At 31.7% G+C, this 22,048-nt stretch carries 37 protein-coding genes and 2 tRNA genes; 33 read left to right on the forward strand and 6 right to left on the reverse strand.

Annotation, left to right across the window (positions count from 1 at the left end):
- Positions 1-61: 61 nt before the first annotated feature.
- The 3 genes from OEZ61_RS06630 to OEZ61_RS06640 form a co-directional block, all read right to left on the reverse strand.
- Positions 62-730: a hypothetical protein gene (locus OEZ61_RS06630; RefSeq protein WP_290047185.1), complete on the reverse strand. Its 669-nt coding sequence runs from the start codon at positions 728-730 to the stop codon at positions 62-64.
- Positions 731-780: 50 nt separating this feature from the next.
- Entirely contained in the window at positions 781-1,029 is a 249-nt protein-coding gene (locus OEZ61_RS06635) for a hypothetical protein (RefSeq protein WP_034532549.1), read from the reverse strand.
- A gap of 85 nt (positions 1,030-1,114) precedes the next feature.
- Entirely contained in the window at positions 1,115-1,759 is a 645-nt protein-coding gene (locus OEZ61_RS06640) for an XRE family transcriptional regulator (RefSeq protein ID WP_051961177.1), read from the reverse strand.
- A 144-nt stretch (positions 1,760-1,903) separates the two neighbouring features.
- On the opposite strand from OEZ61_RS06640, the gene OEZ61_RS06645 reads away from it, so the two are divergent.
- Entirely contained in the window at positions 1,904-2,137 is a 234-nt protein-coding gene (locus tag OEZ61_RS06645) for a helix-turn-helix transcriptional regulator (RefSeq protein WP_034532547.1), read from the forward strand.
- 204 nt (positions 2,138-2,341) lie between these two features.
- On the opposite strand, the gene OEZ61_RS06650 is transcribed toward OEZ61_RS06645, so the two are convergent.
- Positions 2,342-2,551 (reverse strand): hypothetical protein, encoded by a 210-nt coding sequence (locus OEZ61_RS06650; protein ID WP_034532546.1) that lies wholly within the window; start codon positions 2,549-2,551, stop codon positions 2,342-2,344.
- A 59-nt stretch (positions 2,552-2,610) separates the two neighbouring features.
- Between OEZ61_RS06650 and OEZ61_RS06655 the strand changes: the two genes are divergently transcribed.
- Together OEZ61_RS06655 and OEZ61_RS06660 are read left to right on the forward strand one after the other, a co-directional pair.
- Positions 2,611-3,333, forward strand: coding sequence for a Rha family transcriptional regulator (locus OEZ61_RS06655; protein ID WP_290047186.1), 723 nt, complete (start codon positions 2,611-2,613; stop codon positions 3,331-3,333).
- A gap of 2 nt (positions 3,334-3,335) precedes the next feature.
- Positions 3,336-3,518 carry a hypothetical protein gene (locus OEZ61_RS06660; RefSeq protein ID WP_290047215.1) on the forward strand — a complete coding sequence of 61 codons (183 nt, stop codon included), beginning with the start codon at positions 3,336-3,338 and terminating at the stop codon, positions 3,516-3,518.
- Here OEZ61_RS06660 and OEZ61_RS06665 read toward each other — a convergent pair.
- Together OEZ61_RS06665 and OEZ61_RS06670 are read right to left on the reverse strand one after the other, a co-directional pair.
- Positions 3,481-3,660: a YegP family protein gene (locus tag OEZ61_RS06665; protein WP_290047214.1), complete on the reverse strand. Its 180-nt coding sequence runs from the start codon at positions 3,658-3,660 to the stop codon at positions 3,481-3,483. The two genes, OEZ61_RS06660 and OEZ61_RS06665, sit on opposite strands and share 38 nt — an antisense overlap.
- A 30-nt stretch (positions 3,661-3,690) precedes the next feature.
- A complete protein-coding gene (locus tag OEZ61_RS06670; protein WP_290047187.1) occupies positions 3,691-4,080 on the reverse strand; it encodes a DUF2513 domain-containing protein in 390 nt (129 codons plus the stop codon).
- A 70-nt stretch (positions 4,081-4,150) separates the two neighbouring features.
- Between OEZ61_RS06670 and OEZ61_RS06675 the strand changes: the two genes are divergently transcribed.
- From OEZ61_RS06675 to OEZ61_RS06820, 30 genes are all read left to right on the forward strand, one after another.
- Positions 4,151-4,294 (forward strand): hypothetical protein, encoded by a 144-nt coding sequence (locus OEZ61_RS06675; RefSeq protein ID WP_290047188.1) that lies wholly within the window; start codon positions 4,151-4,153, stop codon positions 4,292-4,294.
- Between the two features lie 102 nt (positions 4,295-4,396).
- Positions 4,397-4,567: a hypothetical protein gene (locus tag OEZ61_RS06680; RefSeq protein ID WP_263506775.1), complete on the forward strand. Its 171-nt coding sequence runs from the start codon at positions 4,397-4,399 to the stop codon at positions 4,565-4,567.
- Between the two features lie 13 nt (positions 4,568-4,580).
- Positions 4,581-5,444, forward strand: a complete 864-nt coding sequence (locus tag OEZ61_RS06685; RefSeq protein ID WP_290047189.1) for a DUF1351 domain-containing protein — start codon at positions 4,581-4,583, stop codon at positions 5,442-5,444.
- Positions 5,445-5,456: 12 nt separating this feature from the next.
- The gene (locus OEZ61_RS06690; protein ID WP_290047190.1) at positions 5,457-6,215 is read left to right on the forward strand and encodes an ERF family protein; all 759 of its coding nucleotides are present in this window, start codon (positions 5,457-5,459) and stop codon (positions 6,213-6,215) included.
- The gene (ssb, locus tag OEZ61_RS06695) at positions 6,208-6,624 is read left to right on the forward strand and encodes a single-stranded DNA-binding protein (protein ID WP_290047191.1); all 417 of its coding nucleotides are present in this window, start codon (positions 6,208-6,210) and stop codon (positions 6,622-6,624) included. The genes OEZ61_RS06690 and ssb overlap by 8 nt, the downstream gene beginning before the upstream one ends.
- Before the next feature lie 121 nt (positions 6,625-6,745).
- Positions 6,746-7,504 (forward strand): conserved phage C-terminal domain-containing protein, encoded by a 759-nt coding sequence (locus OEZ61_RS06700; protein WP_290047192.1) that lies wholly within the window; start codon positions 6,746-6,748, stop codon positions 7,502-7,504.
- Positions 7,488-8,309 carry an ATP-binding protein gene (locus OEZ61_RS06705; RefSeq protein ID WP_290047193.1) on the forward strand — a complete coding sequence of 274 codons (822 nt, stop codon included), beginning with the start codon at positions 7,488-7,490 and terminating at the stop codon, positions 8,307-8,309. Before OEZ61_RS06700 ends, OEZ61_RS06705 begins: the two co-directional genes overlap by 17 nt.
- A complete protein-coding gene (locus OEZ61_RS06710) occupies positions 8,310-8,489 on the forward strand; it encodes a hypothetical protein (protein ID WP_290047194.1) in 180 nt (59 codons plus the stop codon). It begins immediately after the preceding gene.
- 10 nt (positions 8,490-8,499) lie between these two features.
- Positions 8,500-8,691, forward strand: coding sequence for a hypothetical protein (locus tag OEZ61_RS06715; protein WP_290047195.1), 192 nt, complete (start codon positions 8,500-8,502; stop codon positions 8,689-8,691).
- Between the two features lie 171 nt (positions 8,692-8,862).
- Positions 8,863-9,375 carry a hypothetical protein gene (locus tag OEZ61_RS06720; protein ID WP_290047196.1) on the forward strand — a complete coding sequence of 171 codons (513 nt, stop codon included), beginning with the start codon at positions 8,863-8,865 and terminating at the stop codon, positions 9,373-9,375.
- Positions 9,376-9,380: 5 nt separating this feature from the next.
- Complete coding sequence (locus OEZ61_RS06725) at positions 9,381-9,872, forward strand: hypothetical protein (RefSeq protein ID WP_290047197.1); 492 nt, start codon at positions 9,381-9,383, stop codon at positions 9,870-9,872.
- Positions 9,872-10,567 (forward strand): putative HNHc nuclease, encoded by a 696-nt coding sequence (locus tag OEZ61_RS06730; RefSeq protein WP_290047198.1) that lies wholly within the window; start codon positions 9,872-9,874, stop codon positions 10,565-10,567. The genes OEZ61_RS06725 and OEZ61_RS06730 overlap by 1 nt, the downstream gene beginning before the upstream one ends.
- A complete protein-coding gene (locus OEZ61_RS06735) occupies positions 10,548-10,778 on the forward strand; it encodes a hypothetical protein (protein WP_290047199.1) in 231 nt (76 codons plus the stop codon). The genes OEZ61_RS06730 and OEZ61_RS06735 overlap by 20 nt, the downstream gene beginning before the upstream one ends.
- Positions 10,771-10,974 (forward strand): hypothetical protein, encoded by a 204-nt coding sequence (locus OEZ61_RS06740; protein WP_290047200.1) that lies wholly within the window; start codon positions 10,771-10,773, stop codon positions 10,972-10,974. The genes OEZ61_RS06735 and OEZ61_RS06740 overlap by 8 nt, the downstream gene beginning before the upstream one ends.
- 1 nt (position 10,975) lies before the next feature.
- Complete coding sequence (locus OEZ61_RS06745; protein WP_290047201.1) at positions 10,976-11,386, forward strand: hypothetical protein; 411 nt, start codon at positions 10,976-10,978, stop codon at positions 11,384-11,386.
- A 166-nt stretch (positions 11,387-11,552) separates the two neighbouring features.
- Positions 11,553-11,678, forward strand: coding sequence for a hypothetical protein (locus OEZ61_RS06750; RefSeq protein WP_290047202.1), 126 nt, complete (start codon positions 11,553-11,555; stop codon positions 11,676-11,678).
- A gap of 250 nt (positions 11,679-11,928) precedes the next feature.
- Positions 11,929-12,001, forward strand: a tRNA-Gln gene (locus OEZ61_RS06755).
- 48 nt (positions 12,002-12,049) lie between these two features.
- Positions 12,050-12,784, forward strand: coding sequence for a site-specific DNA-methyltransferase (locus OEZ61_RS06760; RefSeq protein WP_290047203.1), 735 nt, complete (start codon positions 12,050-12,052; stop codon positions 12,782-12,784).
- A gap of 17 nt (positions 12,785-12,801) precedes the next feature.
- Positions 12,802-12,874: transfer RNA gene (locus OEZ61_RS06765), tRNA-Thr, on the forward strand.
- Between the two features lie 40 nt (positions 12,875-12,914).
- A complete protein-coding gene (locus OEZ61_RS06770) occupies positions 12,915-13,088 on the forward strand; it encodes a hypothetical protein (RefSeq protein WP_158520123.1) in 174 nt (57 codons plus the stop codon).
- A 62-nt stretch (positions 13,089-13,150) separates the two neighbouring features.
- Positions 13,151-13,981, forward strand: coding sequence for a terminase small subunit (locus tag OEZ61_RS06775; RefSeq protein ID WP_290047204.1), 831 nt, complete (start codon positions 13,151-13,153; stop codon positions 13,979-13,981).
- A gap of 496 nt (positions 13,982-14,477) precedes the next feature.
- On the forward strand, positions 14,478-14,972 hold the full coding sequence (locus OEZ61_RS06780) for a hypothetical protein (protein WP_290047205.1): 495 nt from the start codon (positions 14,478-14,480) through the stop codon (positions 14,970-14,972).
- A 49-nt stretch (positions 14,973-15,021) separates the two neighbouring features.
- Positions 15,022-15,432: a hypothetical protein gene (locus tag OEZ61_RS06785; RefSeq protein ID WP_290047206.1), complete on the forward strand. Its 411-nt coding sequence runs from the start codon at positions 15,022-15,024 to the stop codon at positions 15,430-15,432.
- Between the two features lie 76 nt (positions 15,433-15,508).
- A complete protein-coding gene (locus OEZ61_RS06790) occupies positions 15,509-15,982 on the forward strand; it encodes a hypothetical protein (RefSeq protein ID WP_290047207.1) in 474 nt (157 codons plus the stop codon).
- 55 nt (positions 15,983-16,037) lie between these two features.
- On the forward strand, positions 16,038-17,312 hold the full coding sequence (locus tag OEZ61_RS06795; RefSeq protein WP_290047208.1) for a PBSX family phage terminase large subunit: 1,275 nt from the start codon (positions 16,038-16,040) through the stop codon (positions 17,310-17,312).
- 11 nt (positions 17,313-17,323) lie between these two features.
- Positions 17,324-18,937 (forward strand): phage portal protein, encoded by a 1,614-nt coding sequence (locus OEZ61_RS06800; RefSeq protein ID WP_290047209.1) that lies wholly within the window; start codon positions 17,324-17,326, stop codon positions 18,935-18,937.
- Between the two features lie 145 nt (positions 18,938-19,082).
- Positions 19,083-19,826: a hypothetical protein gene (locus tag OEZ61_RS06805; RefSeq protein ID WP_290047210.1), complete on the forward strand. Its 744-nt coding sequence runs from the start codon at positions 19,083-19,085 to the stop codon at positions 19,824-19,826.
- A gap of 126 nt (positions 19,827-19,952) precedes the next feature.
- Positions 19,953-20,567 (forward strand): DUF4355 domain-containing protein, encoded by a 615-nt coding sequence (locus OEZ61_RS06810; protein ID WP_290047211.1) that lies wholly within the window; start codon positions 19,953-19,955, stop codon positions 20,565-20,567.
- Positions 20,568-20,583: 16 nt separating this feature from the next.
- Positions 20,584-20,979 carry a hypothetical protein gene (locus tag OEZ61_RS06815; protein WP_290047212.1) on the forward strand — a complete coding sequence of 132 codons (396 nt, stop codon included), beginning with the start codon at positions 20,584-20,586 and terminating at the stop codon, positions 20,977-20,979.
- Positions 20,980-20,990: 11 nt separating this feature from the next.
- The coding region (locus tag OEZ61_RS06820) for a major capsid protein (RefSeq protein ID WP_290047213.1) at positions 20,991-22,048 on the forward strand (1,058 nt) is incomplete at its 3' end.

Raw genomic sequence — 22,048 nt, forward strand, 5'->3', positions numbered from 1 at the left:
ATTTTTATCTGCAATTAAATCGTATACTGGTTTATAATAGTTGCTTTTCATACAAAATCTCCTAATTTATATTAGTATCATGATGAACAATGATTTTATCAGAGTTTAATAAAATTGTTGGCTTTCCCAAATCATTATCTTTTATTTGATTATCGAAACGATTAAAATCGTTTTTACTTATTTTAGATGTACCATTTGTTGATCCATAAACGGTTAAAGAATCAAAACTAGTTATTTTTCCAGATTGTTTCCCATCTGAAGTTAAATATGCTAAATGGTTTTTACTATCTTTTAATATAATTTGATATCCAAGTGACGATGCAGATAAACCATAAACTTTACCAGTAAATTTAACATTTTTTGCCATAAAATCATTTTCATTATATGAACTTAAGCTATTAGGGTATTCAAAATTGAAGTCTTTATATTTAGAATAATCAAAGCTTTTTGTTTCTTTTTTAACATTTTTTGTAGATGAACTTGAAGATCCGTCTTTTTTATCATCTTGTTTTTCCTCACGCGCATCTTGAATAGCATCCTGTTTTGATTGAGGTGATATTGTATAAAATAGGCCACTTAATAAAAATGATGAAACCATAGCAATAAGAATCTTTTTTCTATTCTTTTTATATATGGCTAAATCACTTTTTTTGTATTTATGACGATTAACGAAAAAGATAACTATTGAAGCATAAAATAAAAATGCAAACACCATTGAAATAAAGTACATAATGAAACTCCTTTAAGAAAATAATTATAATTAAACGTTGTTATTCAATTTTATAAAATGATTAATATGATAAAAATGAATACAATTAACATTAAACAGCCACATCCGCAACCATAACCAATTTGAAGAAACCCATTTCCTAAATCATTAAGAGCTTCAAAAAATGTAGTTGATTTAGATTTGTTATTAATAGAATTTAAATCATTTTCAGAATAACTAATTTCTTTCCCACAATAGGGACAGAATCTTAATTGGTCGTTAAAAGTGTTTAAACACCAAGGACATCTGTATTTAACCACATTAATACCTCCTAATTAAATTATTATAATTATATCATTTATAACAATAAAAAAGCAGGGCATTTGAAAATGTCCTGCTTTTTTACTAAAGACTATTTACAACCTGTACAGCTTTCCCAAGTATCCTTGCATCAATATCATCTGTTAGTACTATGGGATTAAATTGATTGTTATCTGGTATCAGAATAACTGTCTTACCCTGATGTTTAACTCTTTTTAGAGTAGCCTCACCGTCGATAAGTACAGCAGCGATTTCTCCGTCTTCTACAGTTGGTTGTTCATGAATTAGAACCAATGAACCATTGTTGATAGTTGGTTTCATTGATTCTCCATCACAACGTAGATAAAAATTGTTACCAACAGGTAATGAAGATGAAGGAGCTGGCATGTATTCTTCGATGTTTTGTAATGCTGTGATTGGATCACCACAAGCAATATCACCAATAACAGGAACTTGGGTAATATCTTTAAATACCTTAGAGCTTTCATCATTAACAATATTGTCAGAATCTGATAACCCATTATTTAAGCGATCATAGAATTGTCCAACGTTGATATTTAATGCTTTAGCATATTTAATCAAGTCATTTTCGGATAATTCACGCTTTTGGCTTTCATGTTGAGATATTGTATTCTGTTTAAACCCAGTCAATTCGCTTAATTGCTTTTGAGTCAAATGGTTTTCTTTGCGAATATCTCTAATTGAAGGACCAAGAATATTTCTTTTCATTAGATATTCTCCTTTCTTCACTTATTATAATATCTCGATATATCTCAAAAGTAAATAAAAATATCACACAAAGTGATAAAAATATCTTGACTTAATTATCACAAAGTGAGATACTTATAACTGTTGAAAGGAGATGATATCAACATGACAGAAGCAATAAAGAATTCAATTAAGCATGACTTTGTTAAGAAGAGAACTAATCTTCGTCGATTAAGACTAGCTAACGAAATAACTGTTGATCAGATGGCAAAAGCTATTAATGTAAGCTCAAGACAATATTCTTTAAAGGAAAGAGGAAAGTATCCTTTTAAAGACTATGAAATGTTAATCATTGCTGAAATATTTAACATGACTGTTCAAAAGTTATTCTTTGAGTGACTTTTTATTTACAATTAAATATCTCATTTAGTGATATTGTGATTATGAGGAGGGGATAAAAATTCAAAACAAAATTATCATTTGTGATAAAGAATACAAAAACATCACCATTGTAGATACAAATAACGTTGTCGTAGCTGTCATTTGTGGCAATGGTGATGTGATAACAAGTAACAATTATAAGGTTAAATTCAACGTTGGAAATTAACCTAAATTATTATTTGTTGTTCTGTCAGGTTTAGATACTGGTGTTGGGACGCCATTAATATTTTTAACCATATATTTTGGGTAAATTCCATTTTTAATTGCATTAACAAATTGCTGTCTACTCATATTTGTATTTGTGTAATTATCATGAAAGGCAGTGTTTCTACCAGTATCAGTTTGATCTGTAACAGACACACGTTTATACATTTATTCACCTCCCTTCGCAAGGAGATATTTAAATTATACAACAGAAAGGAATAATAAAAATGAAACTAATTGAAAACAAAAACAACCAAGCAGTTACAACTTCACTACAAGTAGCAGAAACATTTGGGAAAAAACACAAAATTGTTTTGAAATCTATTGAAGATCTACTAGCTAATGGGGTGGCACAAAATTATGCCACCCCCAAAAACAAGATGTTTGCTAAGGGAACATACAAGCATCCACAAAATCATCAAGAATATCCAATGTACTACATGAACAAAGATGGTTTTACATTATTAGCTTTTGGCTTTACAGGAAAAAAAGCAAATGAATTCAAACTAGAATATATCCAAGCTTTTAATAAAATGGAGAGCTACATCAATAAACATAATGAAACGCAGTTACCAGAAACTCCAGAAGACAAATTAGTGTTAACCATGGAAGTTACAAATAGAACTGTAAAAAGAGTTAATGAAATTGAAAAGGATGTTAACGATTTAAAAAATAATGTTTTGCTTGATACTGGTTCATATGCAGTGATTGGAAGACTAGTTTCTAAAAGAGTTTATGAATACCTAGATGATAGGAGATATCCTCGGAATAAAAATAATGTTTCATTGCTATTCAGTGATATTAATCACGGCATCAAGAGAATTGCTGGTGTTAGTGCAAGATCACAAATTAAAAATAAAGACTTTGAAAAAGTCATGCAATATATCTACGCATGGGAACCTTCGACAGCAACCAAGATGGAATTGATTAATAAGAAAGTTGAGGCATAGATATGAACGCATCAAAAAAAGAAGCCATTAATAATGAAATTAGCATCATTATTAGACAGCTTCAATCAATGAATCTAAATAATAAAAAGGAATCACAAAGTGTACTCATCGAAAATGCTGCTAGATTAAATAGTCTGGCAAACAAAGTTACACAGTTGTATCAATTACATCAGAATTATAGTTGATTTCTCTCTTTATTGAATCAATTGTCAATTCTGCACTGGCTTTATAAATATATGTTTCACTAGTTGCAACAATCTCATGATTTTCAGATTTTATAACAAAATAGTATTGGTTATTTGATGATCTTCTTATAACAAAATACATTTTTCTCACTTCTTTCCGTTAGTAATAAATTTACATTAGATTTCCTTTGATATATTCAGTAAGAAAATGGGAAGCAACATCTTTCATCACTGATAATGAAACACTTTTTAATGAAGAGGTTGCTGATTTAGCTTTTTTCCAAATTTTGTCATCTCTTATTGTATCTAAGTATTCATGTCCTTTCCAAGTTATACCAGTAATGGGCGCACAGTGTTTCTGTGCTTCTCCAATAGTATATAAAACAGTTGGGCCTCCAATTATGAATCCCTCTTCAGATAGTTTTTGTAAGGCATAGAAGGCTTCATCTTTGTCATAGTCTAATGTATTAATGAGTTTGTTTGAGTCTACAGCATTTGTCACACCAATATTCTCTTCAAGTACCAGCAGACACTTTCTTACACATTCGTGATTTAGTTTCATAAAAACACCTCCTTTCACATGAAGATAAGTAAATTATACAACTATAAATAACAAAAAAGGACGATCTAAAATGAAAAATTATCAAGCAAATAGAGACTTGTTAGAAATTCTAGAATCACAAAAAATTAAAATTAAAAACTTAAAAGAAGAAGTAAAAATTCTTCAAAGAAAACTTGATCAACAAATTGCTAAAGAAAGGATGATTAAACAATGACATCTGCAGAATGGCAACTTTCAACGATGGAATTCATTTTGGGATGGCTGTTCGCTGTACCAACAACAATATTCGTTATGGAAAGAAAGGAGAAGTTTGCTGATGTTTTTAAATTCATTTATGAAATTTTGCATCTACTTAAAGAAGAAGCAATTAAAAAGTACAAAAAAAGCCGTTAATGCGTGGGGCATCAACGACCGATTTGCAATAACATCAAATGCTTTGATTAACTTCAATTCTACTGAAGATGGTCAAAGAATTCAAGATTTGTAATGGAGGAAATAAAATGCAAGAAATTAGTAATAACGTAACAGTAGACTATCAAGTAGGTAAATTGGAGTTAAAAAACTCAGAATTATTAAGAAATGCAGTAAGTGAAGTCGCAGATAAATATAAAGACTTAATTATCACTGACGATACTGTAAAAGACGATAAAAAAACTAAAACAGAACTTAATGGATTGTTAAAGCAACTAGAAGATAAGCGTAAGGATTACAAGAAACAATATCAAATTCCACTTAAAGAATTTGAAAAGTCCATTAAGGACATTGAAGCACCGTTAAATGATGCCATTAATAATCTAAAACTACAGTTGAATGATTATGATGAAAGATTAGCAAAGCAAAAAGAAGAACAAATTAGATCATTCATTGAAGAAGTTTGTAAAGAACATAAAGCAGATGCTAAAGACATCATCATTAATCCAAAATGGTTGAATAAATCAACTAGTAAAAAGACGTGGCAAGATGAAGCAATCCAAGCAATTAAATTACAAGACGCTGAAATTAGCCGTTTTGAAATTGATGTAGCAAACGTCAAAGCATTTGCTAAGCAGTTAGAGGTAAATCCAGATTCATATATTTATCAATTAAATATGGGTGCATCATCTGTTGAAGTAGTTCAAAGAATGCAACAGGACGTTGAAAGAAACAAGAAACGACAAGAAGCAATGAATGCTGAAATCAAAGCAATGAAAGAAGCTAAAAAAGCAAGAACTAAAGTTGTCGACGACAAAAGAGTTGATACAGAAACTGGAGAAGTTGAAAAACTAGAAACATACAATCTTGTTGTTACCGGTAAGCATGAAGACTTAGTTAGTTTAGCTAAATTCATGGAAGAACATGATATTAATTTTAAATTAGCAGAATAGGAGTTGATCATAGTGGAATTCGTAGTCAAAGAAGATAAAGACAAGTTTGAATTGATGAAGAAAATGGTTGAGTTCCAAAAGAATGTTAAGCAGCCGAAAAAAGACAAAAATAATCCATTTAGTAAAAGCAGTTATGCTTCACTACAAAGCGTACAAGAAACTGCTGTCGAAGCATTAGAACCATTAGGATTATCTTTTTTCCAAGACTTTGGGATTAATAACGAAGGTAAAACACTATCTGTTCAAACAATTATCATTTCAAATTTAGGGATGATTAAGTTTAACCCGATTGTGTTACCACTTGAAAAAATTACTGCTCAGGGAGTTGGATCAGCATCAACTTATGCAAGACGTTATGCATTAACTACAAATTTAGCGATTGTCGCCGATGAAGATGACGATGGTAATAACGCATCAAACGTTTCAAAGAATGGATATAACAAGCAAAATAACGGATATCAAAAGCGTAATTATCAACAACAACCGAAAGCAAGTCAAGCAATCACTAAAAGAAATACTAGCCAATCAAAGCCGTTAAATGAATCTGAAAAACTAATGGCTGAAGAAGTTAGATATAACAATAATGCAAAACAAGCTATCAATAAAATTGGTAAGCAAAATGCTCAACAAATATTTGTTAAAGCAAAGCAAATATACAAGATTGACGATATTAAAAAGTGTAGAGCAAATGATCTAGCCAACCTTAATAGTTATGTAGAAGCAGAAGTAAAAGGACAAATTACAAAGTTAGGAGCAATTACAAATGATTAACAGAACAATACTTACAGGAAGACTGACAAAGGATGCAGAACTTAGATATTCTCAATCAGGTAATGCAGTTGCTAACTTCACGTTAGCAGTTAATAGAGCTTTTACCAATCAACAAGGTGAGAGAGAAGCTGATTTTATCAACTGTGTTATTTGGCGTAAATCTGCTGAAAATTTTGCTAACTTCACCCGCAAAGGTTCTTTGGTTGGTATTGATGGACGTATTCAAACAAGAAATTATGAGAATCAACAAGGACAAAGAGTATATGTTACTGAAGTAGTAGTAGAAAATTTTGCATTGTTAGAACCAAGACAAGACAATCATGTTCAACAATCACAACAAAATAATATGTCACCGTTTGGAAATCAAAGTGATCAAGTTAACATCACTGATGATGATTTACCTTTTTAGGAGGATTAAAGAATGATAAGTATTGCTATCAGCATCATTATTTTAATTTTTTGCAGCATTTTAATAGGATGGAATGCTAATTATATCTATCACGAATTAAAAGATAGAAAGCGTGATAAACATGTCAGATAACTATTTGTTTAATGAAAGACCATTAGTTATTAGACCTGAATTAGCAACAAAGATTGGCTTAAATGAATCAATATTTTTGCAACAGCTTCATTACTGGTTACAGAAGTCTAATCACGTTGTTAACGGAAAAAAGTGGGTCTATAACACTTATAACTCATGGAAAGAACAAATGCCGTTTTGGTCATTAAGTACAATTAAAAGAACAATTTCTAATTTACAAAAAAAAGATTATTTAATTGTAGATAGGTTCAATAAAGCTGGATTTGATAAGACAAATTGGTACTCAATTGACTATGACAATTTAAATAAGGGGTTGAGCCAACGATTGGTTCAAAATGAACCAACGAGAAGCTCAAATTGCGCCAATGGATTGGTGCAAAATGACACCACCAATACCATAGACTACACAGAGAGTACTACAGAGATTACTACAAGTAATATGTCGAGTTCTAACGAACACGACCATAGTGACGCAAAAGAAATAATCGCTTACTTGAATGATAAAGCTGATAAACACTTCAGAAACACACAATCTAATTACAAAACAATAGAAGCTAGATTGAATGACTATTCAATTGATGATCTAAAGCGTGTTATTGATAACAAATGTGCATCATGGCTTAACACTAACATGGATAAATATTTAAGGATTGAGACATTATTTAGAGCATCAAAAATTGATGGTTACCTAAATGAAAAAGTAGATACAAGAAATACAGGTGGTGAGGTACATGGAATCGACTTCTAACATGTTTAATGATTTTTTAAACAAGCATACAACGGTTACTGATGAAAAATGTTCAAAGCATCATGTTAATAAGATTATTTTCGACGTTTCAAAAGAACAACCATTTTGTCCTATATGCCAAAAAAACGAGCATGAAACGAAAGAAAAAGAGTTAACGATTAAATATACGAACCAGATTAAAAAAAGGCGCACAAGTAAAGTTTTAGCTAAAGACAGCATTATGACTGACAGTGATTTAAAAGATGCTACTTTTGATAATTTTGAAGTTACGAATGACGAACAAAAGCAAGCTTTGCATGTTGCTAAACAATCTGCTTATCAATACCTAAATAAAGATAATCAATTTAATACATTGCTTACTGGAGAACCTGGAAGAGGTAAATCTCACCTAGCTTTATCAATGTTAAAAGCAGTCAATAATACTTCAGAAAAGCCTCAATCATGTTTGTTTGTATCAGTTGACGAGTTATTTAGAAGAATCAAGGATAGCTTTAATTATTCTGATAACAAATATTCGGAAGGAAATATGGTTAGATTGCTCACTAATGTTGATTTACTTGTCTTAGATGACCTAGGCAGTGAAGCAAGTATTAATAGGGATAAGTCAGCTAGTGATTTTGTACAAAAAATTTTATTTGGAATCTTAAATGCAAGATCAAGAACAATCATCACAACCAATTTGAATGCTAAAGAGTTAGAAGCTATGTATAATCCTAAACTTGTATCAAGGATGGAAAAAGGTGTTCAAGGACACTTGATTAAATTTACTGAAAAAACAAAAGACAAAAGGCTGGTGGATTTCTAGATGTACAAATTAAAAGTTCTAAAAGGAAACAAATGGGAATGGTTTAAAGGCAACATTTACAAGATTTCACTAGTTGATAGTGAAGATAAAGCTAGCTTTTTTACAGAAGATGAAATGCGTTGGTTCAAAGTTAGTTATCTAGATAGTCCATATGAATTTGACTATGAAATTTACGCATAAGGAGAACACAATGAAAAAAGAAGAACTAATTGAAAAAATCAAAGCTAACAATCGACTGCTAAATGCAGTTGTGCAAGAAATGTATCTAGATAATTCATTAAATATTAGAACAAGAGATTATTATGCATCTAACATAACTTCAGTTAGACAAAATGGTGATCAAATAATTCAAATTTTAGATGAAGAAGGAATAGCAGAATGAGAATATCAGATTTAGTTTATTGGCTTATAGTATCTGGAATTGCGATTGTATTTGTATCTATTGTTTGTAACTTAATCAAGGATGTAGCAGAGTACATCATCATTGCGTTATTCAACAACAAATACAATTACTATAAATTAACTCATGATGATAAAAAGAGTGGTGAGGATAATGACAAGTGAACATGATTACATCATTTCAACAATACAAAAGATAGAACACAAGTATGGTTCTATTGAAAATGCTCCGAGTGATGATCCTGATTTAGTTGAACTTCAAAGTAGAGACATTCTTGGTAAAGAAGATGAAGAAGTATACAAGGAAAGTGAACATGTCTATGCACATATTGGTGCTATAACACCTGCAAAAATTCAAAAAAAACACGGAACATTGAATGAATTGATTTCAATTGAAATTGCTAAAAATCCAGATATTAAGTCATCTGAAATTGCTAAAAATATCGGTTCAAAACGTTCTAGCGTGCTTACTTGTATAACTAGAGCTCAACTAAGACATTCATATTATCAAGTGGTAGTTGATGACAAAGTATTAAGAGCATCAACATTGAATGAACTAATGAATAGTGTAATTAAGATGGGATATAAAACTAATCCTTCGGCATTTAAGAAACAATTTGGTGTAGATAAGCACATATTTACTAGGAATGTATATGTAAAGGAGTGATTATTTTGGAAGAATCACAATTGAAACTTATTCAGGAACTAGAAGCAGAGTTCGGGTCTATTTCTAATGTTAATGACAATAATATTAAACTAAATAAACTCAGAAAATCTTTTTTAAGCGAAAAACATAAAAAGAAATTTTCTAAAAGAATTATAGATGATGTTCACCAATATGAACTTAAACCAGAAATTAAAACAAATAATCAAATGATATTTGATATTGCTGAAATGGTAGCTAATGGATATACGAACAATGAAATTGCAAACGCTATGAAACTAACTGAACCACAAGTAATAGCAATTGTTGCTAGGAATAATTTACGCATCAAGCAATATGTATGGTCGGTTATTGATGGGAAGAAGATTACTGGAAAAACTCAAAAGGTTTTAAAGAATGCTATTCATAAAAAAACAAATATGAGTTTTAAAAAAATAGACGAGTTACCTTATTATCAAGTAATTGCAACACGAAAGGTAGTTTTAGTTGGTGATGACTAATGCAAGAAACAGGATTTATTAAATCGTTTAATGATGATGATGAAATAACCATTAGACTTAAAGATTTGTCTGAAAATCAACGTTATATGATCACAAATGCAATTGGCTCTCAGTCAACGATGTATTTTGATGATGGTAGGCATATAACTATTGACCAAAGAAAAAAGATATTCGCACTATTTAATGAAATAGCTGAATATCTTGGATATACACAGGTTAATGTTGAAGAGATACTTAAGATTAAGTTTATAGAACAAATGGATAATCCAGTATGGTTTAGTTTTAGTAATTGCTCAATTGAAATTGCTAAACAGTTTTTAGAATTTGAAATAACTTTCTGCATTCAAAATGAAATACCATTCAAAACAAAACTCATGGACGAGATACAACAGAGTTATGCATTACGATATCAGCTTATTATGCACAGAATATGTTTTGTTTGTGGGAAAACACATGCTCAGCTTGATCATGTTGATACTATTGGGATGGGTAGAAATCGAAGGCATGTCAATCAAGTAGGATACTATGCTTGGACATTATGCGATAAGCATCATATATCAGGTAAACATACGGATGGAATAACTACTTTTATGCAAAAGTATCAGATTAAACCAATTAAGCTTACAAGCGAAATGATAGATAAGCTAAATTTAGCGGATAAAGGAGTGATTGAAGATGACATTAAAACCAAATGAAATTTATCTAGAAAAATCTAGTTCAGTAACACCATTAAAAGTATATGTAGTAGAAGCTGAAAGAACAGACGAATTAGACGATAGCTATATTTGCGGAGTCTATTCGAGCATAGATAAGGCTGTTGATAAAGTAAAGGGCGTGAAAGGTGATCCGGATTATGAATGCTATATTTCAGTATTTGATTTAGATGATGGTGATGATGATGAATAAGAAAACATTGATTTCAAACCTTGCCTGGCGTATACATGAGATTGCAAATTATCAGGCTGTTAAGCAATATGAATTAAAATGTGCAATTCTAGATGCTGAACCAGCAATATATTATGGGATGCTATCCATCCCTAGAAATAAATGGACAAAAGAAACTAAAACCTTTATGGAAGCTTACGAAAGGACGTATAAATAATATGCTTACTTATGACCGAATTGATCGAGACGAATTAATAGCAAGAGCGACAGAATATTTACAGAATTACGAGCTTCAATACCAGTTGTCACAAAAGCAACCAGGAACCATTGGTAGTCCTGATAGTGATGGAATGCCAAAGGGTAGTAAGATTAATAATCCAGCAGAATCCAGTATCGTTGATCACATTGGTTCACAACAATATTGTGATTGTGTTGAACAAACCATTGATAACCTTAGACCGGATATGAAAGCACTACTTTATAACAAATATATTAATATTGATAAGTTTAAAAGAGTACCTGAGTGGGAAAAGCTTGGAATAAGTAAGGCTACCTATTATAAATATTTGAATGAGGCAAAATATTGGTTTGGTATATCATGCAGTTTAATTGAAATTCCTTTAAAATAGACAAAATTAAGACTAATTTAAACTGATTTAAGACCATAAAAAAACTGAAAAGACTATAATTGGTATAGTAAGAAAAATATATATAAGTGAGTAGCTTATAGCATTTTTCACCTCAAAATCATTTGCTAGTAACGGTTCGAATCCGTTATTAGCTTTTGCTACCACCATGGTAGCTTCCGGGGAATCTAGTGAAAAGTTGTTACTAGGTAAGTATGATTACATGACTAGCGTCATTCCAGGTTTAATTCCTGGATTACCATTTGCCTGTACCGATAACAGGTGGGTATCTTGAGAAAATACAACATTCTTTTAACCACAGAAATGTGGTTTTTTATATGGTGGAATTGAGTAATGTAACTCGTTTACTTATGTAAAAGATGATAGTTCAAACCTATCTTCCACAATTGCCTTATGGCAAAAATAATAATTTATTTAGGATGAAATATGTATGCACAATCAGTATGTAAAATCTTTCCGTTAATTTATAAACAACATCTGAATAAATTGTTATAGAGAGCTATGATAACGATAGTTCTCTTTATTGTTCTATAGCCAAGTTGGTAAGGCAACGGGTTTTGATCCCGTGATGCACTGGTTCGAGTCCAGTTGGAACAATAACCTCCGCGGCTGCTGCATTAATCTTGCAGTATGGAGGCGATTTAATTGAATAAAGTACAGTTACAAAAAGGTGACTGCATTAAGCTAATGCATGAGTTGCCAGATAAATCAGTTGATATGATACTTTGCGATTTGCCATATGGGATTACCAATCATAAATGGGATAGCGTAATTCCTTATGATGATTTGTGGGAAGAGTATGAACGTATAATTAAAGATAATGGAGCAATTGTACTTTTTGGGGCTGAACCTTTTTCTACGAAATTGCGAATGAGTAATATTAAGCTTTATCGTTATGATTGGGTATGGTTGAAATCACGAGCAACACTGTTTCAGATGTCACATAAAAGACCGATGAATAAGCATGAATTGATTTCAGTTTTTTATAAACATTTACCTACATACAATCCACAAATGAGTAAAGGTAAACCATATAAGACAAATGGCAGAAGAGAAAGAAAGGCGAGTGGCTTTATAAGTAGCGGAATGGTTAATATACCACGTAATAATAAAGGAACACGTTATCCAACCACAATTCTTGATTTCCCTAATTCAAATGCTAAGAGATATCATCCAACTGAAAAGCCGATTAATATATTGAGCTACTTGATCAAAACATACACTAATGAAAACGAAGTTGTACTAGATAATTGTATGGGTTCGGGGTCAACCGGTGTAGCATGTATTCGTAATAACCGTAAATTTATCGGGTTTGAATTGAATGGACATTATTTTGAAGTAGCACAGAAAAGAATTAACAATGAACTAGACAGTCTATAATGGCTGTCTTTTTTAATGCTTGTTTAGCTCAACTGGTAGAGCATATGTCTTGTAAACATAAGGTAGCAAGTTCGAGTCTTGCAACAAGCATAAAAATATATATAAGGGATGTGAGATAGTGATTGGTAAAATGAATAATCCAGAAGATGATTGGATTCAAAGCCTAGATGAAGCAGAATATATTAATTCTCATGCTAATGAAGTATTGTTCTATGTTCAAAGCAATATTAAAACTAAGAAGAAACGCATTAAAGTGTTACGTAAGGCGTTATATGATGAAAGTAAGAACGTTAAGGCTGAATAATGTAACACGCAACAATGTAACGTTACATAAGACTAGATGAAAGGAGAGTGTTATTAGGTGCTATGGCAGATTGGAAAGCAATTAAGAAAGATTATGAGTCAGGTATCGGATATAAGGACTTAGCATTGAAGTATGGCGTTAAAGCAACCACCATTCGGGTTCATCGTTCACGTGGTAAGTGGCAAGTTGATCCAGAGATTGCGAAGGAATTAGAAAAGCAATCGGATAAGAATGATGTAACAGATGTAACGCATAAGCCTAAAAGTGTAATGGAAAAACGTAACGCTGTTACAAATAAGAACGTTACAGATAAAGTTACAAGCAATGAAACGCTTAATGATAAACAGAAGCGATTTGTTTTACTCTACTTGCAGTATTATAACGCCACGAAAGCTTATCAAGAGTCATTTGGATGTTCTTATGAAACGGCTAGAACGAACGGTTCAGCGTTACTCGCAAAGACTAACGTAAAGCGATTATTGGAAGAATGCAAAGAAGAAATGGCGAATACAATGGTCGCAAATGCACAAGATGTTATTAACGACATGCTTAAGCTAAGCCGTACTGATATATCTGATTATGTAACGATTGATATTCAAAAAGTTTATTCCAAAGGTCAAAAAAACGCCGATGGCACTAAACATTACTACTATACGGTTGACGTTATTCCTAAAGACTTTAACACAATCGATACAAGCGGTATTAAGTCGATTTCAAGCGGCAGGGATGGATTTAAGCTAGATATGTATGATAAGACATCAATGCTTAAAGAACTAGTTAAAATCTTGCCAGAACAAAAGACAGATACTAAATCCGATCCACTTATTCAAGCGATTAGGAAATCTGTTGAAAATGGTAAAGATGAAATTGACGAAAGCGAGATTGAAGAATGATTAAATATTGGAAGTTATTCAGTTATGCTTCGTTGATTGTAGCTTTACTGATTGTATTGATATTACCTAAAAAATGCTTGTGAACCTATTTCACAATAGGAAAATTCACAAGGAAGTTTGTGAAATTATATAGATGCGTTTAAAAACGTTGTTATATAGGCGTTTATTAACTTACTTCGTCTAATATATCTTATGTAAAGTAGATAAAATAAATGCGTTATAATTGCTGTTATATTAGCGTTTATAACGTTTTTATTTTGCTTAAATTAAGTTATTTTTAGCAGTTGTATTTGGTTAATGCTAATGATTATTCACAAGCTTAAAAGAGAAGTTACCTCAAATGATTAATGTTATTTATGAATTATGATGATAGATGTCATTCAATGATCGGAGCATGATAATTAGACACTCTTTTAAATCATTACTTATTAAATCATTATTTAATAGGTTATAATTATAATTACAAAAATAATTTTATTTTGGAGACTAATTGAAAATGATTAAAAATTTATTTCGAAGAATAAGAACTGAAAATCTTATTTTCTTTATTGCTATGCTTATTATTTCTCTTGCATTACTTTTTGTATTACCTGGGATTCTTACTCGTTGTGTGTTCATTTCAGGCATAATGATATTATTAGTGTCATTACTGTTTGTTAAAAAACGCGAAGACTATATAGATGATTTTAAAAATCTAAATAATTCAGCAAAAGAAGTACTAATATCTAAATCATTAAATGATGCAAGTAGTAATATTTTCATAGAATTAATAACTGGAGCTGGTTTTGTATTAGCGGTATATTCATCTATTTTCTATCGTTATCATGATGTCAATATTGCATGTATTCTTATAGCTTATTTTTATTGGGGATTTAGAATGGTTCAAAGAACAAAAGCCTTAATGTATATAGATTTTATCAATGACAAAAAGAAAAGTTTGAAAAGTTATCAATCAAGCCATAAAAAATTTAACAGAAGGAGACAACGTTAGAGTGTCTCCTTTTTTTGTACATAAAATCAATATGAAAGGTGATGCAATCATGGAATTTAAATATGGTGAACTGAACAAAGATTTTTATGAAGTACAGACTTATTCAGTTGGTCAATCTGTTGAAATTGATACGTTCAAAATAAGTCAAAAGGCAATGAAACATTTCGTTTCTGAATTGTCTAAATATATTCATTCCAAATGTGATCACGATATCTATATCTGTGATGATGATATTATTAATCTTGATGTGAAAAAATTGTTTTATTTTCCATATAGTAAGTTTAACTTTAAAATTGGTTTAGACGTATCAGATAGTGATACTGAATTGGAAATTAAGGACTATGGAATAGTTAGTGCAATACCTTTAATGGAAAGCGCTGATAATGTTTCTATTAGTGTTAATAATGTTAATAATGGAAATTTTCGTTATAGAATTATGAGTAAAAGTTATTTTAGATAATTAATTCAAAAGTAATGCTTGAAATATTTATTATATTTATTAAAGTTAATATAATATATTTTTAAGAGGTGTTGTTATGAATTTTTATTTTTATGGCATGATTTCTCCAATAGCATATATAATTGCATATATAATTGTTATATTTTTTGGATCATTTATATATAGGAAAATGTTTATAAAACTGATAAAATCAGCTAATCATTTTGGATATATAATGGATTCAAAAGAATTCATTGTTAAAAAAATGAATTCGTTAAAGCCGTCTCAAGTCAAGAATCTAATTAATGAATTATCTATATTTAAGTTTTCATCGTTTATCACATATGTGGGTTTTATAATAGCATTACTATCATTTGTTATCGGTCAGTTAAATAAAACGTCATTACAATCATATATTGTCATAGCTATTATAGTAGCTATGGTAATTATACTTGGCTCTCTTTTTACGTGGGTAAATTATAATAATCGTGTTCATTACGTAAAAGAATATATCTATGAAAATTTTGATGAAAACACATATGAGTTAAAAAATAATATTAAAAAACCATAGGCTTAATGCTTGTGGTTTTTTTGTACATAAAATTAATTGAAAGGAAGTGATATCAATGTCAGTTGAATATACTCCACCATCAGCTAAACAAATGTTTATTCTTAAGTGGTCATTCGATCCAAAGTGGAAGAATAAGAATGCATTTATTGCTGATGGTTCTATCCGTACAGGTAAGACTATGTGGATGTCACAGGCTTTCATTTATTGGGCTATGAGCAACTTTGACGGTATGGACTTTATCATTGCCGGTAAAACAATTGCATCCCTTAAACGTAATGTTATTAAGCCGCTAGAGAATTACTTACGTCCACGTGGTTATAACATCATTGAACGTCAATCAGATAACAAGATGATTATCAATTATGGTGGAGTTACAAATACATTCTATTGGTTCGGTGGTAAAGATGAATCAAGTCAAGACCTTGTACAAGGGTTAACAGCAGCAGGTTGTTACTTTGATGAAGTAGCACTTATGCCAGAGTCTTTTGTTAACCAAGCTACTGGACGTTGTTTATCAGTTGAAGGGCATAAATATTGGTTTAACTGTAATCCATCTAATCCTTATCACTGGTTTAAACGTCATTGGATTGATGATCTAAAGAGTAAAAAGGCTATTAGGCTACGTTTTAGCATGAACGACAATCCAATATTAACTCAACAGATGATAGATGATGCATCTGCAATGTACTCAGGAGCGTTCTACAAGCGTTTTATTTTAGGTGAATGGGTATCTGCTGATGGACTTGTTTATAGTAACTTCGATGAAGAAACAATGATAAGGGATGTTCCAGAAGGTGTAAGCATTACGACATACATTGTTAGTGCCGATTATGGTATCTATCACCCAATGGTTTTTATACTTTGGGGAAAAGGTACTGATGGCATTTGGTACGCCTTAGACACTTATTATTACGATGGTGACGAACATCAACTACAGAAGAGTGATGAACAATATGCTGATGATTTTGTTCACTTCCTACACGGTATTAAACCACAAGGAATTATCATGGATCCGTCCGCTAGTTCAATGATTAAAGCGCTACAACTGAGAGGATATAAAGTTGTTAAAGCAAATAATGATGTTAATAACGGTATCCGTGTAACTCAAATGCGAATGGATGATGGTTCAATTAAGTTTACAAATAAGATGCAGCCACTGTTCAAAGAATTAAAAACATATTCATGGGATGCGAAGGCTGCAGAAAAAGGTAAAGACCAAGTAATTAAAAAGTTCGATCATGAGTGCGATGCTTTGAGGTATTTTTGCATGAAAGTATTAAGACCAAAAGAAGACAAAAATAATGGAGTACAAATGTACAAAGACTTTTAAGGAGGTTAAAAATGGAAACTATCAAAGGCAAGATTGTTAAGAATTTGCAAGATTATATTTTAACTGGTCAAACTTTCCAAAATGGTGCTAATGGTTTTGAAATGGTTGAAAATGATGACCAGATTGTTGCAGGCAGTGGGAATGTTTATATTGATGACAGTGATGTTTATCATACAACGTTAACAAAAGAACAAATAATTGCTGACCCTAGCATTATCGAAACCATTGTTAACTATCATGAAGAAAATATTGTCCCTAAATATCGTATTAAACGAGATTATTACAAGGGACGTCATCACACGATTATGAACAAACCATCAACACCGCTTGGTAAACCAGATAATCGTTTGATTGTTAATTTACCTAAAAAGTTAACTGATACATTCAATGGTTTCTTTATAGGTGATCCAATTCAAATTAGGTATGTAGATAACACAAATCAAGATGAATCTGATAAGACCAACGAAGAGATTTCTAATTGGATGAATGATGTTAACTTCACAGATAAGGCTAGTGAATATGCTAAGACAGCTGATATTTATGGTAGAGCATACTTTAGAGCATTTGATACTGCCAATTCAATTGATATTGCCGTATTAAGTCCTAGAGACACATTGATTGTTTACGACAATACACCATTAAACAACCCCGTAATTGCTATTAATTATTCAACTAATGGTATTAGCAATGATGTGTGGGTTATGGATGATAAAGCTGATTATCATTTTAGTGATGTAAATGGTAAATTTTCTATGGTAAACATTCAAGAAACTGAAGAAGGACAACCAAACATTCTTAATCAAGAGAACATTCATTCATTTGAAGGCTTCCCAGTGTTTGAATTACCAGAAAACGATGAACGTGTTGGTATCTTTGACAACGTCTTAAGTTTGATTGATGCTGCTGATGAAATCTTATCTAGCAAAGCAAACGACATCAATTCAATCTCAAATGGTATATTGGTTGTAACTGGAGCTCAATTAACTGATGATCAATTGGCTAACGTTAAAACTATGCACGTTTTAAACTTGTATGACAATGATGACGATGCATTGTCTGATAGTAATAATAAAACACCAAATGCATACTATGTAACACCAGATATTAATGATGATATGCAAGAACATATGCTTGATAGAACAATCGAACAAGTATATCAAAATGCTCAAGTTGTTAATATGAATGATAGCAAGTTCGGTCAGTCTGCAAGTGCTATTAGCGGTATTGCTTTGAAACAACGTTATCAAGATATGATGAGTAAAGCAGAAACAAAAGCATCAAAGATGGATAGTAGTTTAAGAGCTTTATTTAGTTGCTTGTTTAGTAAATTAAAGGTTGATGCTAATGTCCAAAACATTGAGTTTAATCATAAACAATCAATTCCAAAGAATGTTCTTGAAGAAGCTCAAACTGTCCAAGCATTAGACGGGCAGGTAACAAATGAAACTAAATTATCAGCATTATCATTAGTCAAAGATACCCATGCTGAAGTTCAGAACTGGATGAACGAACAAGAACAAGGAGTTCAAAATGTAAAAGACATTGTAAATAATGCAATTACTAATGCTGATAACAACGGTGGTGATAGTGATGATAACTCAAACAACAGTGAAGAAACGGATTAATCAATTAGTTGATCAAGACAATTCCGATGAAAAACATTTTGATGCATACTATGATTCGGCATTATTGTTTATACGTGACCACTTAACACAATTTTATTCACACTATGCTAAAGAGAATAATTTAAGCATTGCTGAGACACGTTCTATGGTTGATAAATGGGGTATTAATCAATGGAAACAAGCTATCTTGCAGTGTAACGCGTCTAACTGGGGCAATAATGCCACTGATAGAGTTAAAGCTTACACCGCATTAGCATATCAACGAAGATATCAGTTAATGTTTGCATTAATTGGATTAGGTATTGTCGATATGACTGCTAAAATTGAAAAATTCACACAACAGAATTTAATTTCTGATATTTCAAGTCAAACAAAGTGGTTGCATAGCACAATGAATCTAAATTTTAATCAAGGTAATGTTCAAACCATTGTTAATAATAGTGAGAACTCATCAATTTGGTCTGATAGATTATGGATTAATGCTGATGACCTAGCTAGTGATGTTCAGAAATTAGTCAGTAAACATTTAAGACATGGGATGACGTTAGACGATTTAAATCAAACGTTGTCCAAGCATGTTAATACAAAACAATTTAAACCAAATCAGAATATATCTGACAGGATAAATATTGCAGAATACAATGCACGTAGATTAGTACAAACAGAAAGCTCAAGGGTTGTTAATCAAGTAAATCTAGTAACATTTAAACAATTAGGTGGTAAACAAGTTGATGTTGTTAACCAACCAGGAGCATGTAGCAAGTGTGCAAGTATTGCAGACAATGGACCATATGATATTTCAGATTGTCCTGACATTCCTGGCGATACGCATCCATTTTGTAGGTGTTTCTATGTAATGGTTAATCTTTTAAATAAAGTATCAAGTTAAGTCTTAACACTCGTTAAGGCTTTTTATTTTGCTCAATTTTTATGACCAAGCATTGAAGTCATTAAAAGCTATGGATAGGTGCAAGCATTGATCCACCATTAAAAGCTATGGAAAGGAGTTTTTATTATGTTAAATAAGCATATTTTACCTATGCGACTACAATTCTTTGCTGACGAAGGAGGAGAAGGAACAAATAATACTGAGCCTAAAGAAATTCCGGCAGAATACAACGACCTTGTTAATTCAATTGTTAAGAAATCAAATGCCAAGTATTTAAAGCAAATCGATTCTTTGAATGCAACCATTGATTCTAATAAAGAACAAGTTAATTCATTGTCTGCAGAAGTTGAAAAACTAAAGACAAGTGGTATGGGGGATGATGAAAAGCAATCATACCAAATGAAGAAACTTCAAGATGAATTAAATGGTTTGAAAGAAAAGAACAAGTCCTTAAATTCTGAATTGATTACAGGGCAAATTAGAAACAAGGTTTTAAAGCGTTCTAATGAAGATAAATTGAACCTAACTGATGATCAACTTTCATTAATTGTTTCTGATAACGAAGATGAAACATTTAAGAAATATGACCAATTGAAGTCAATCGTTGACGCGTCAATTAGCTCAATCAAACAAAAGGTTCAAGTTCCTAATACAACAAGTCACTTAGATGACAGTCAAAAGACAAAAGAACTTGTGGACACTTTTAAAGGCTCAAAGTTTAGTTTGAAAGACATTAAATAATTAGGAGGCATATATTATGCAATTTAGAGACATTCTAAGTCCAGATGACGCAATCCTTGTTAAAGAAGACCAAGCGGTTGCATTTACCGTTGCTGTTGATGATCCATCTGCTCAAGAAGATACTGACGGCAATAAATTTATTGAAGCAGGTACATGGTTAGCTGCATCTACAGATGTGTTACTTGGCGACCGCAAGCAAGTTATGACACCAACTACTGATGCGAACAAAGCCCAAGGTGTTCTATTACACCGTGCAAACGTAAGCAACGGTCAAGTAGATGGTGCATTGGTTATTGCTGGTGTTATTAACCGTGCAATGATTGAAACTGCCACAAAGGCAAAATACTACAGTGACGACCAAGTACACAACTTAGTTAAGTCATTACCAAAAATTACTGTAATCGATAGATAGGAGAGATATAAATGCCAACAGAACTACAAAACATTGCAAGTCCACAAGCAGTTGCTGCTGTTTGGAACACAAATGTAAACGAACAACCAACTTACCTATACCAAGTACTTCTAGATGATGAAGTTGTTAACGGTACTGCTGTTAACGTTGTATTTGGTAAAGACCAAGGTCTATCAGTACTAGATATGGTTACTGAAGATGCAAGTTCAACTAGAATGAAGAATCAAGGATTCCGTGAAGCTACTTACAAGCTAAACCAATTCAAGAAACACATGCTAGTTGATGAACGTACAAGACGTGCAGTTAACGATGCATTAGCTCGTGCAACTTCACAATACGAACAACAAGCAGTCGTACGTACACAATTACAAGACGCACTTAAGTTATTTAACAATGCCAGTGTCACTCGTGAATACCTATTTACTGAAGGTCTAGTAAATGGAAAGATTGACTTTAGCAAATATCCAAATGCATCATCAAATGAAATTGTTGATTTCTTCTACGATCAAGAACAATTCACAACAGTGGATAAAGACTGGGGCACAAAGGACTCAACTCCAACAGATGATGTAAATGTATTTACTCAAAAATTAAGTAACAAATTAGGTGTTGGATTTAACACTGCAATCATGAACCAAATGACTTACAACAAGTTAATTCATTCTGGACAAATCACTAACACATTAGGTCTTGGATCTGCTTCAAACAACGTTGCTACTTCAACTGCTCAAGCAGAATCAATCTTCAAAGATGCAACTGGATTAGACATTATGGTTTACGATAAATCAGTTGGTGGTAAGAAATTCATTCCAGATGGCAAGGTTGTACTTGTACCTTCTGAAAAGATTGGTTCAATGGCTCACACTGAGACTCAAGAACAAATGGGATTAGCAGGTAATGCAGGCTACGACGTAGCAACAACTACTGACGGTATTACTGTTACAACATCTGTAATTGATGACCCAGTTGGTGTTAAGTACCAAGTTTCAGAAGTATTCCTACCATTAATCAAGGCATCAAACAACGTTGGTGTTATGACTGTTTTAACTGGTAACAATAATGGTGCTAA

The organism is Apilactobacillus sp. EABW-1NA (assembly GCF_030398685.1).
Lineage (GTDB): Bacteria > Bacillota > Bacilli > Lactobacillales > Lactobacillaceae > Apilactobacillus > Apilactobacillus waqarii.

Excerpts from the sequence above, each read along its gene's own strand:
- OEZ61_RS06630 (WP_290047185.1), bottom strand. The coding sequence starts at position 730 with ATGTACTTTATTTCAATGGTGTTTGCATTTTTATTTTATGCTTCAATA.
- OEZ61_RS06640 (WP_051961177.1), bottom strand. The coding sequence starts at position 1,759 with ATGAAAAGAAATATTCTTGGTCCTTCAATTAGAGATATTCGCAAAGAA.
- OEZ61_RS06645 (WP_034532547.1), top strand. The coding sequence starts at position 1,904 with ATGACAGAAGCAATAAAGAATTCAATTAAGCATGACTTTGTTAAGAAG.
- OEZ61_RS06650 (WP_034532546.1), bottom strand. The coding sequence starts at position 2,551 with ATGTATAAACGTGTGTCTGTTACAGATCAAACTGATACTGGTAGAAAC.
- OEZ61_RS06655 (WP_290047186.1), top strand. The coding sequence starts at position 2,611 with ATGAAACTAATTGAAAACAAAAACAACCAAGCAGTTACAACTTCACTA.
- OEZ61_RS06660 (WP_290047215.1), top strand. The coding sequence starts at position 3,336 with ATGAACGCATCAAAAAAAGAAGCCATTAATAATGAAATTAGCATCATT.
- OEZ61_RS06665 (WP_290047214.1), bottom strand. The coding sequence starts at position 3,660 with ATGTATTTTGTTATAAGAAGATCATCAAATAACCAATACTATTTTGTT.
- OEZ61_RS06670 (WP_290047187.1), bottom strand. The coding sequence starts at position 4,080 with ATGAAACTAAATCACGAATGTGTAAGAAAGTGTCTGCTGGTACTTGAA.
- OEZ61_RS06675 (WP_290047188.1), top strand. The coding sequence starts at position 4,151 with ATGAAAAATTATCAAGCAAATAGAGACTTGTTAGAAATTCTAGAATCA.
- OEZ61_RS06680 (WP_263506775.1), top strand. The coding sequence starts at position 4,397 with ATGTTTTTAAATTCATTTATGAAATTTTGCATCTACTTAAAGAAGAAG.
- OEZ61_RS06685 (WP_290047189.1), top strand. The coding sequence starts at position 4,581 with ATGCAAGAAATTAGTAATAACGTAACAGTAGACTATCAAGTAGGTAAA.
- ssb (WP_290047191.1), top strand. The coding sequence starts at position 6,208 with ATGATTAACAGAACAATACTTACAGGAAGACTGACAAAGGATGCAGAA.
- OEZ61_RS06700 (WP_290047192.1), top strand. The coding sequence starts at position 6,746 with ATGTCAGATAACTATTTGTTTAATGAAAGACCATTAGTTATTAGACCT.
- OEZ61_RS06705 (WP_290047193.1), top strand. The coding sequence starts at position 7,488 with ATGGAATCGACTTCTAACATGTTTAATGATTTTTTAAACAAGCATACA.
- OEZ61_RS06710 (WP_290047194.1), top strand. The coding sequence starts at position 8,310 with ATGTACAAATTAAAAGTTCTAAAAGGAAACAAATGGGAATGGTTTAAA.
- OEZ61_RS06715 (WP_290047195.1), top strand. The coding sequence starts at position 8,500 with ATGAAAAAAGAAGAACTAATTGAAAAAATCAAAGCTAACAATCGACTG.
- OEZ61_RS06720 (WP_290047196.1), top strand. The coding sequence starts at position 8,863 with ATGACAAGTGAACATGATTACATCATTTCAACAATACAAAAGATAGAA.
- OEZ61_RS06730 (WP_290047198.1), top strand. The coding sequence starts at position 9,872 with ATGCAAGAAACAGGATTTATTAAATCGTTTAATGATGATGATGAAATA.
- OEZ61_RS06735 (WP_290047199.1), top strand. The coding sequence starts at position 10,548 with ATGACATTAAAACCAAATGAAATTTATCTAGAAAAATCTAGTTCAGTA.
- OEZ61_RS06740 (WP_290047200.1), top strand. The coding sequence starts at position 10,771 with ATGAATAAGAAAACATTGATTTCAAACCTTGCCTGGCGTATACATGAG.
- OEZ61_RS06745 (WP_290047201.1), top strand. The coding sequence starts at position 10,976 with ATGCTTACTTATGACCGAATTGATCGAGACGAATTAATAGCAAGAGCG.
- OEZ61_RS06750 (WP_290047202.1), top strand. The coding sequence starts at position 11,553 with ATGGTAGCTTCCGGGGAATCTAGTGAAAAGTTGTTACTAGGTAAGTAT.
- OEZ61_RS06770 (WP_158520123.1), top strand. The coding sequence starts at position 12,915 with ATGAATAATCCAGAAGATGATTGGATTCAAAGCCTAGATGAAGCAGAA.
- OEZ61_RS06775 (WP_290047204.1), top strand. The coding sequence starts at position 13,151 with ATGGCAGATTGGAAAGCAATTAAGAAAGATTATGAGTCAGGTATCGGA.
- OEZ61_RS06780 (WP_290047205.1), top strand. The coding sequence starts at position 14,478 with ATGATTAAAAATTTATTTCGAAGAATAAGAACTGAAAATCTTATTTTC.
- OEZ61_RS06785 (WP_290047206.1), top strand. The coding sequence starts at position 15,022 with ATGGAATTTAAATATGGTGAACTGAACAAAGATTTTTATGAAGTACAG.
- OEZ61_RS06790 (WP_290047207.1), top strand. The coding sequence starts at position 15,509 with ATGAATTTTTATTTTTATGGCATGATTTCTCCAATAGCATATATAATT.
- OEZ61_RS06795 (WP_290047208.1), top strand. The coding sequence starts at position 16,038 with ATGTCAGTTGAATATACTCCACCATCAGCTAAACAAATGTTTATTCTT.
- OEZ61_RS06800 (WP_290047209.1), top strand. The coding sequence starts at position 17,324 with ATGGAAACTATCAAAGGCAAGATTGTTAAGAATTTGCAAGATTATATT.
- OEZ61_RS06805 (WP_290047210.1), top strand. The coding sequence starts at position 19,083 with ATGGTTGATAAATGGGGTATTAATCAATGGAAACAAGCTATCTTGCAG.
- OEZ61_RS06810 (WP_290047211.1), top strand. The coding sequence starts at position 19,953 with ATGTTAAATAAGCATATTTTACCTATGCGACTACAATTCTTTGCTGAC.
- OEZ61_RS06815 (WP_290047212.1), top strand. The coding sequence starts at position 20,584 with ATGCAATTTAGAGACATTCTAAGTCCAGATGACGCAATCCTTGTTAAA.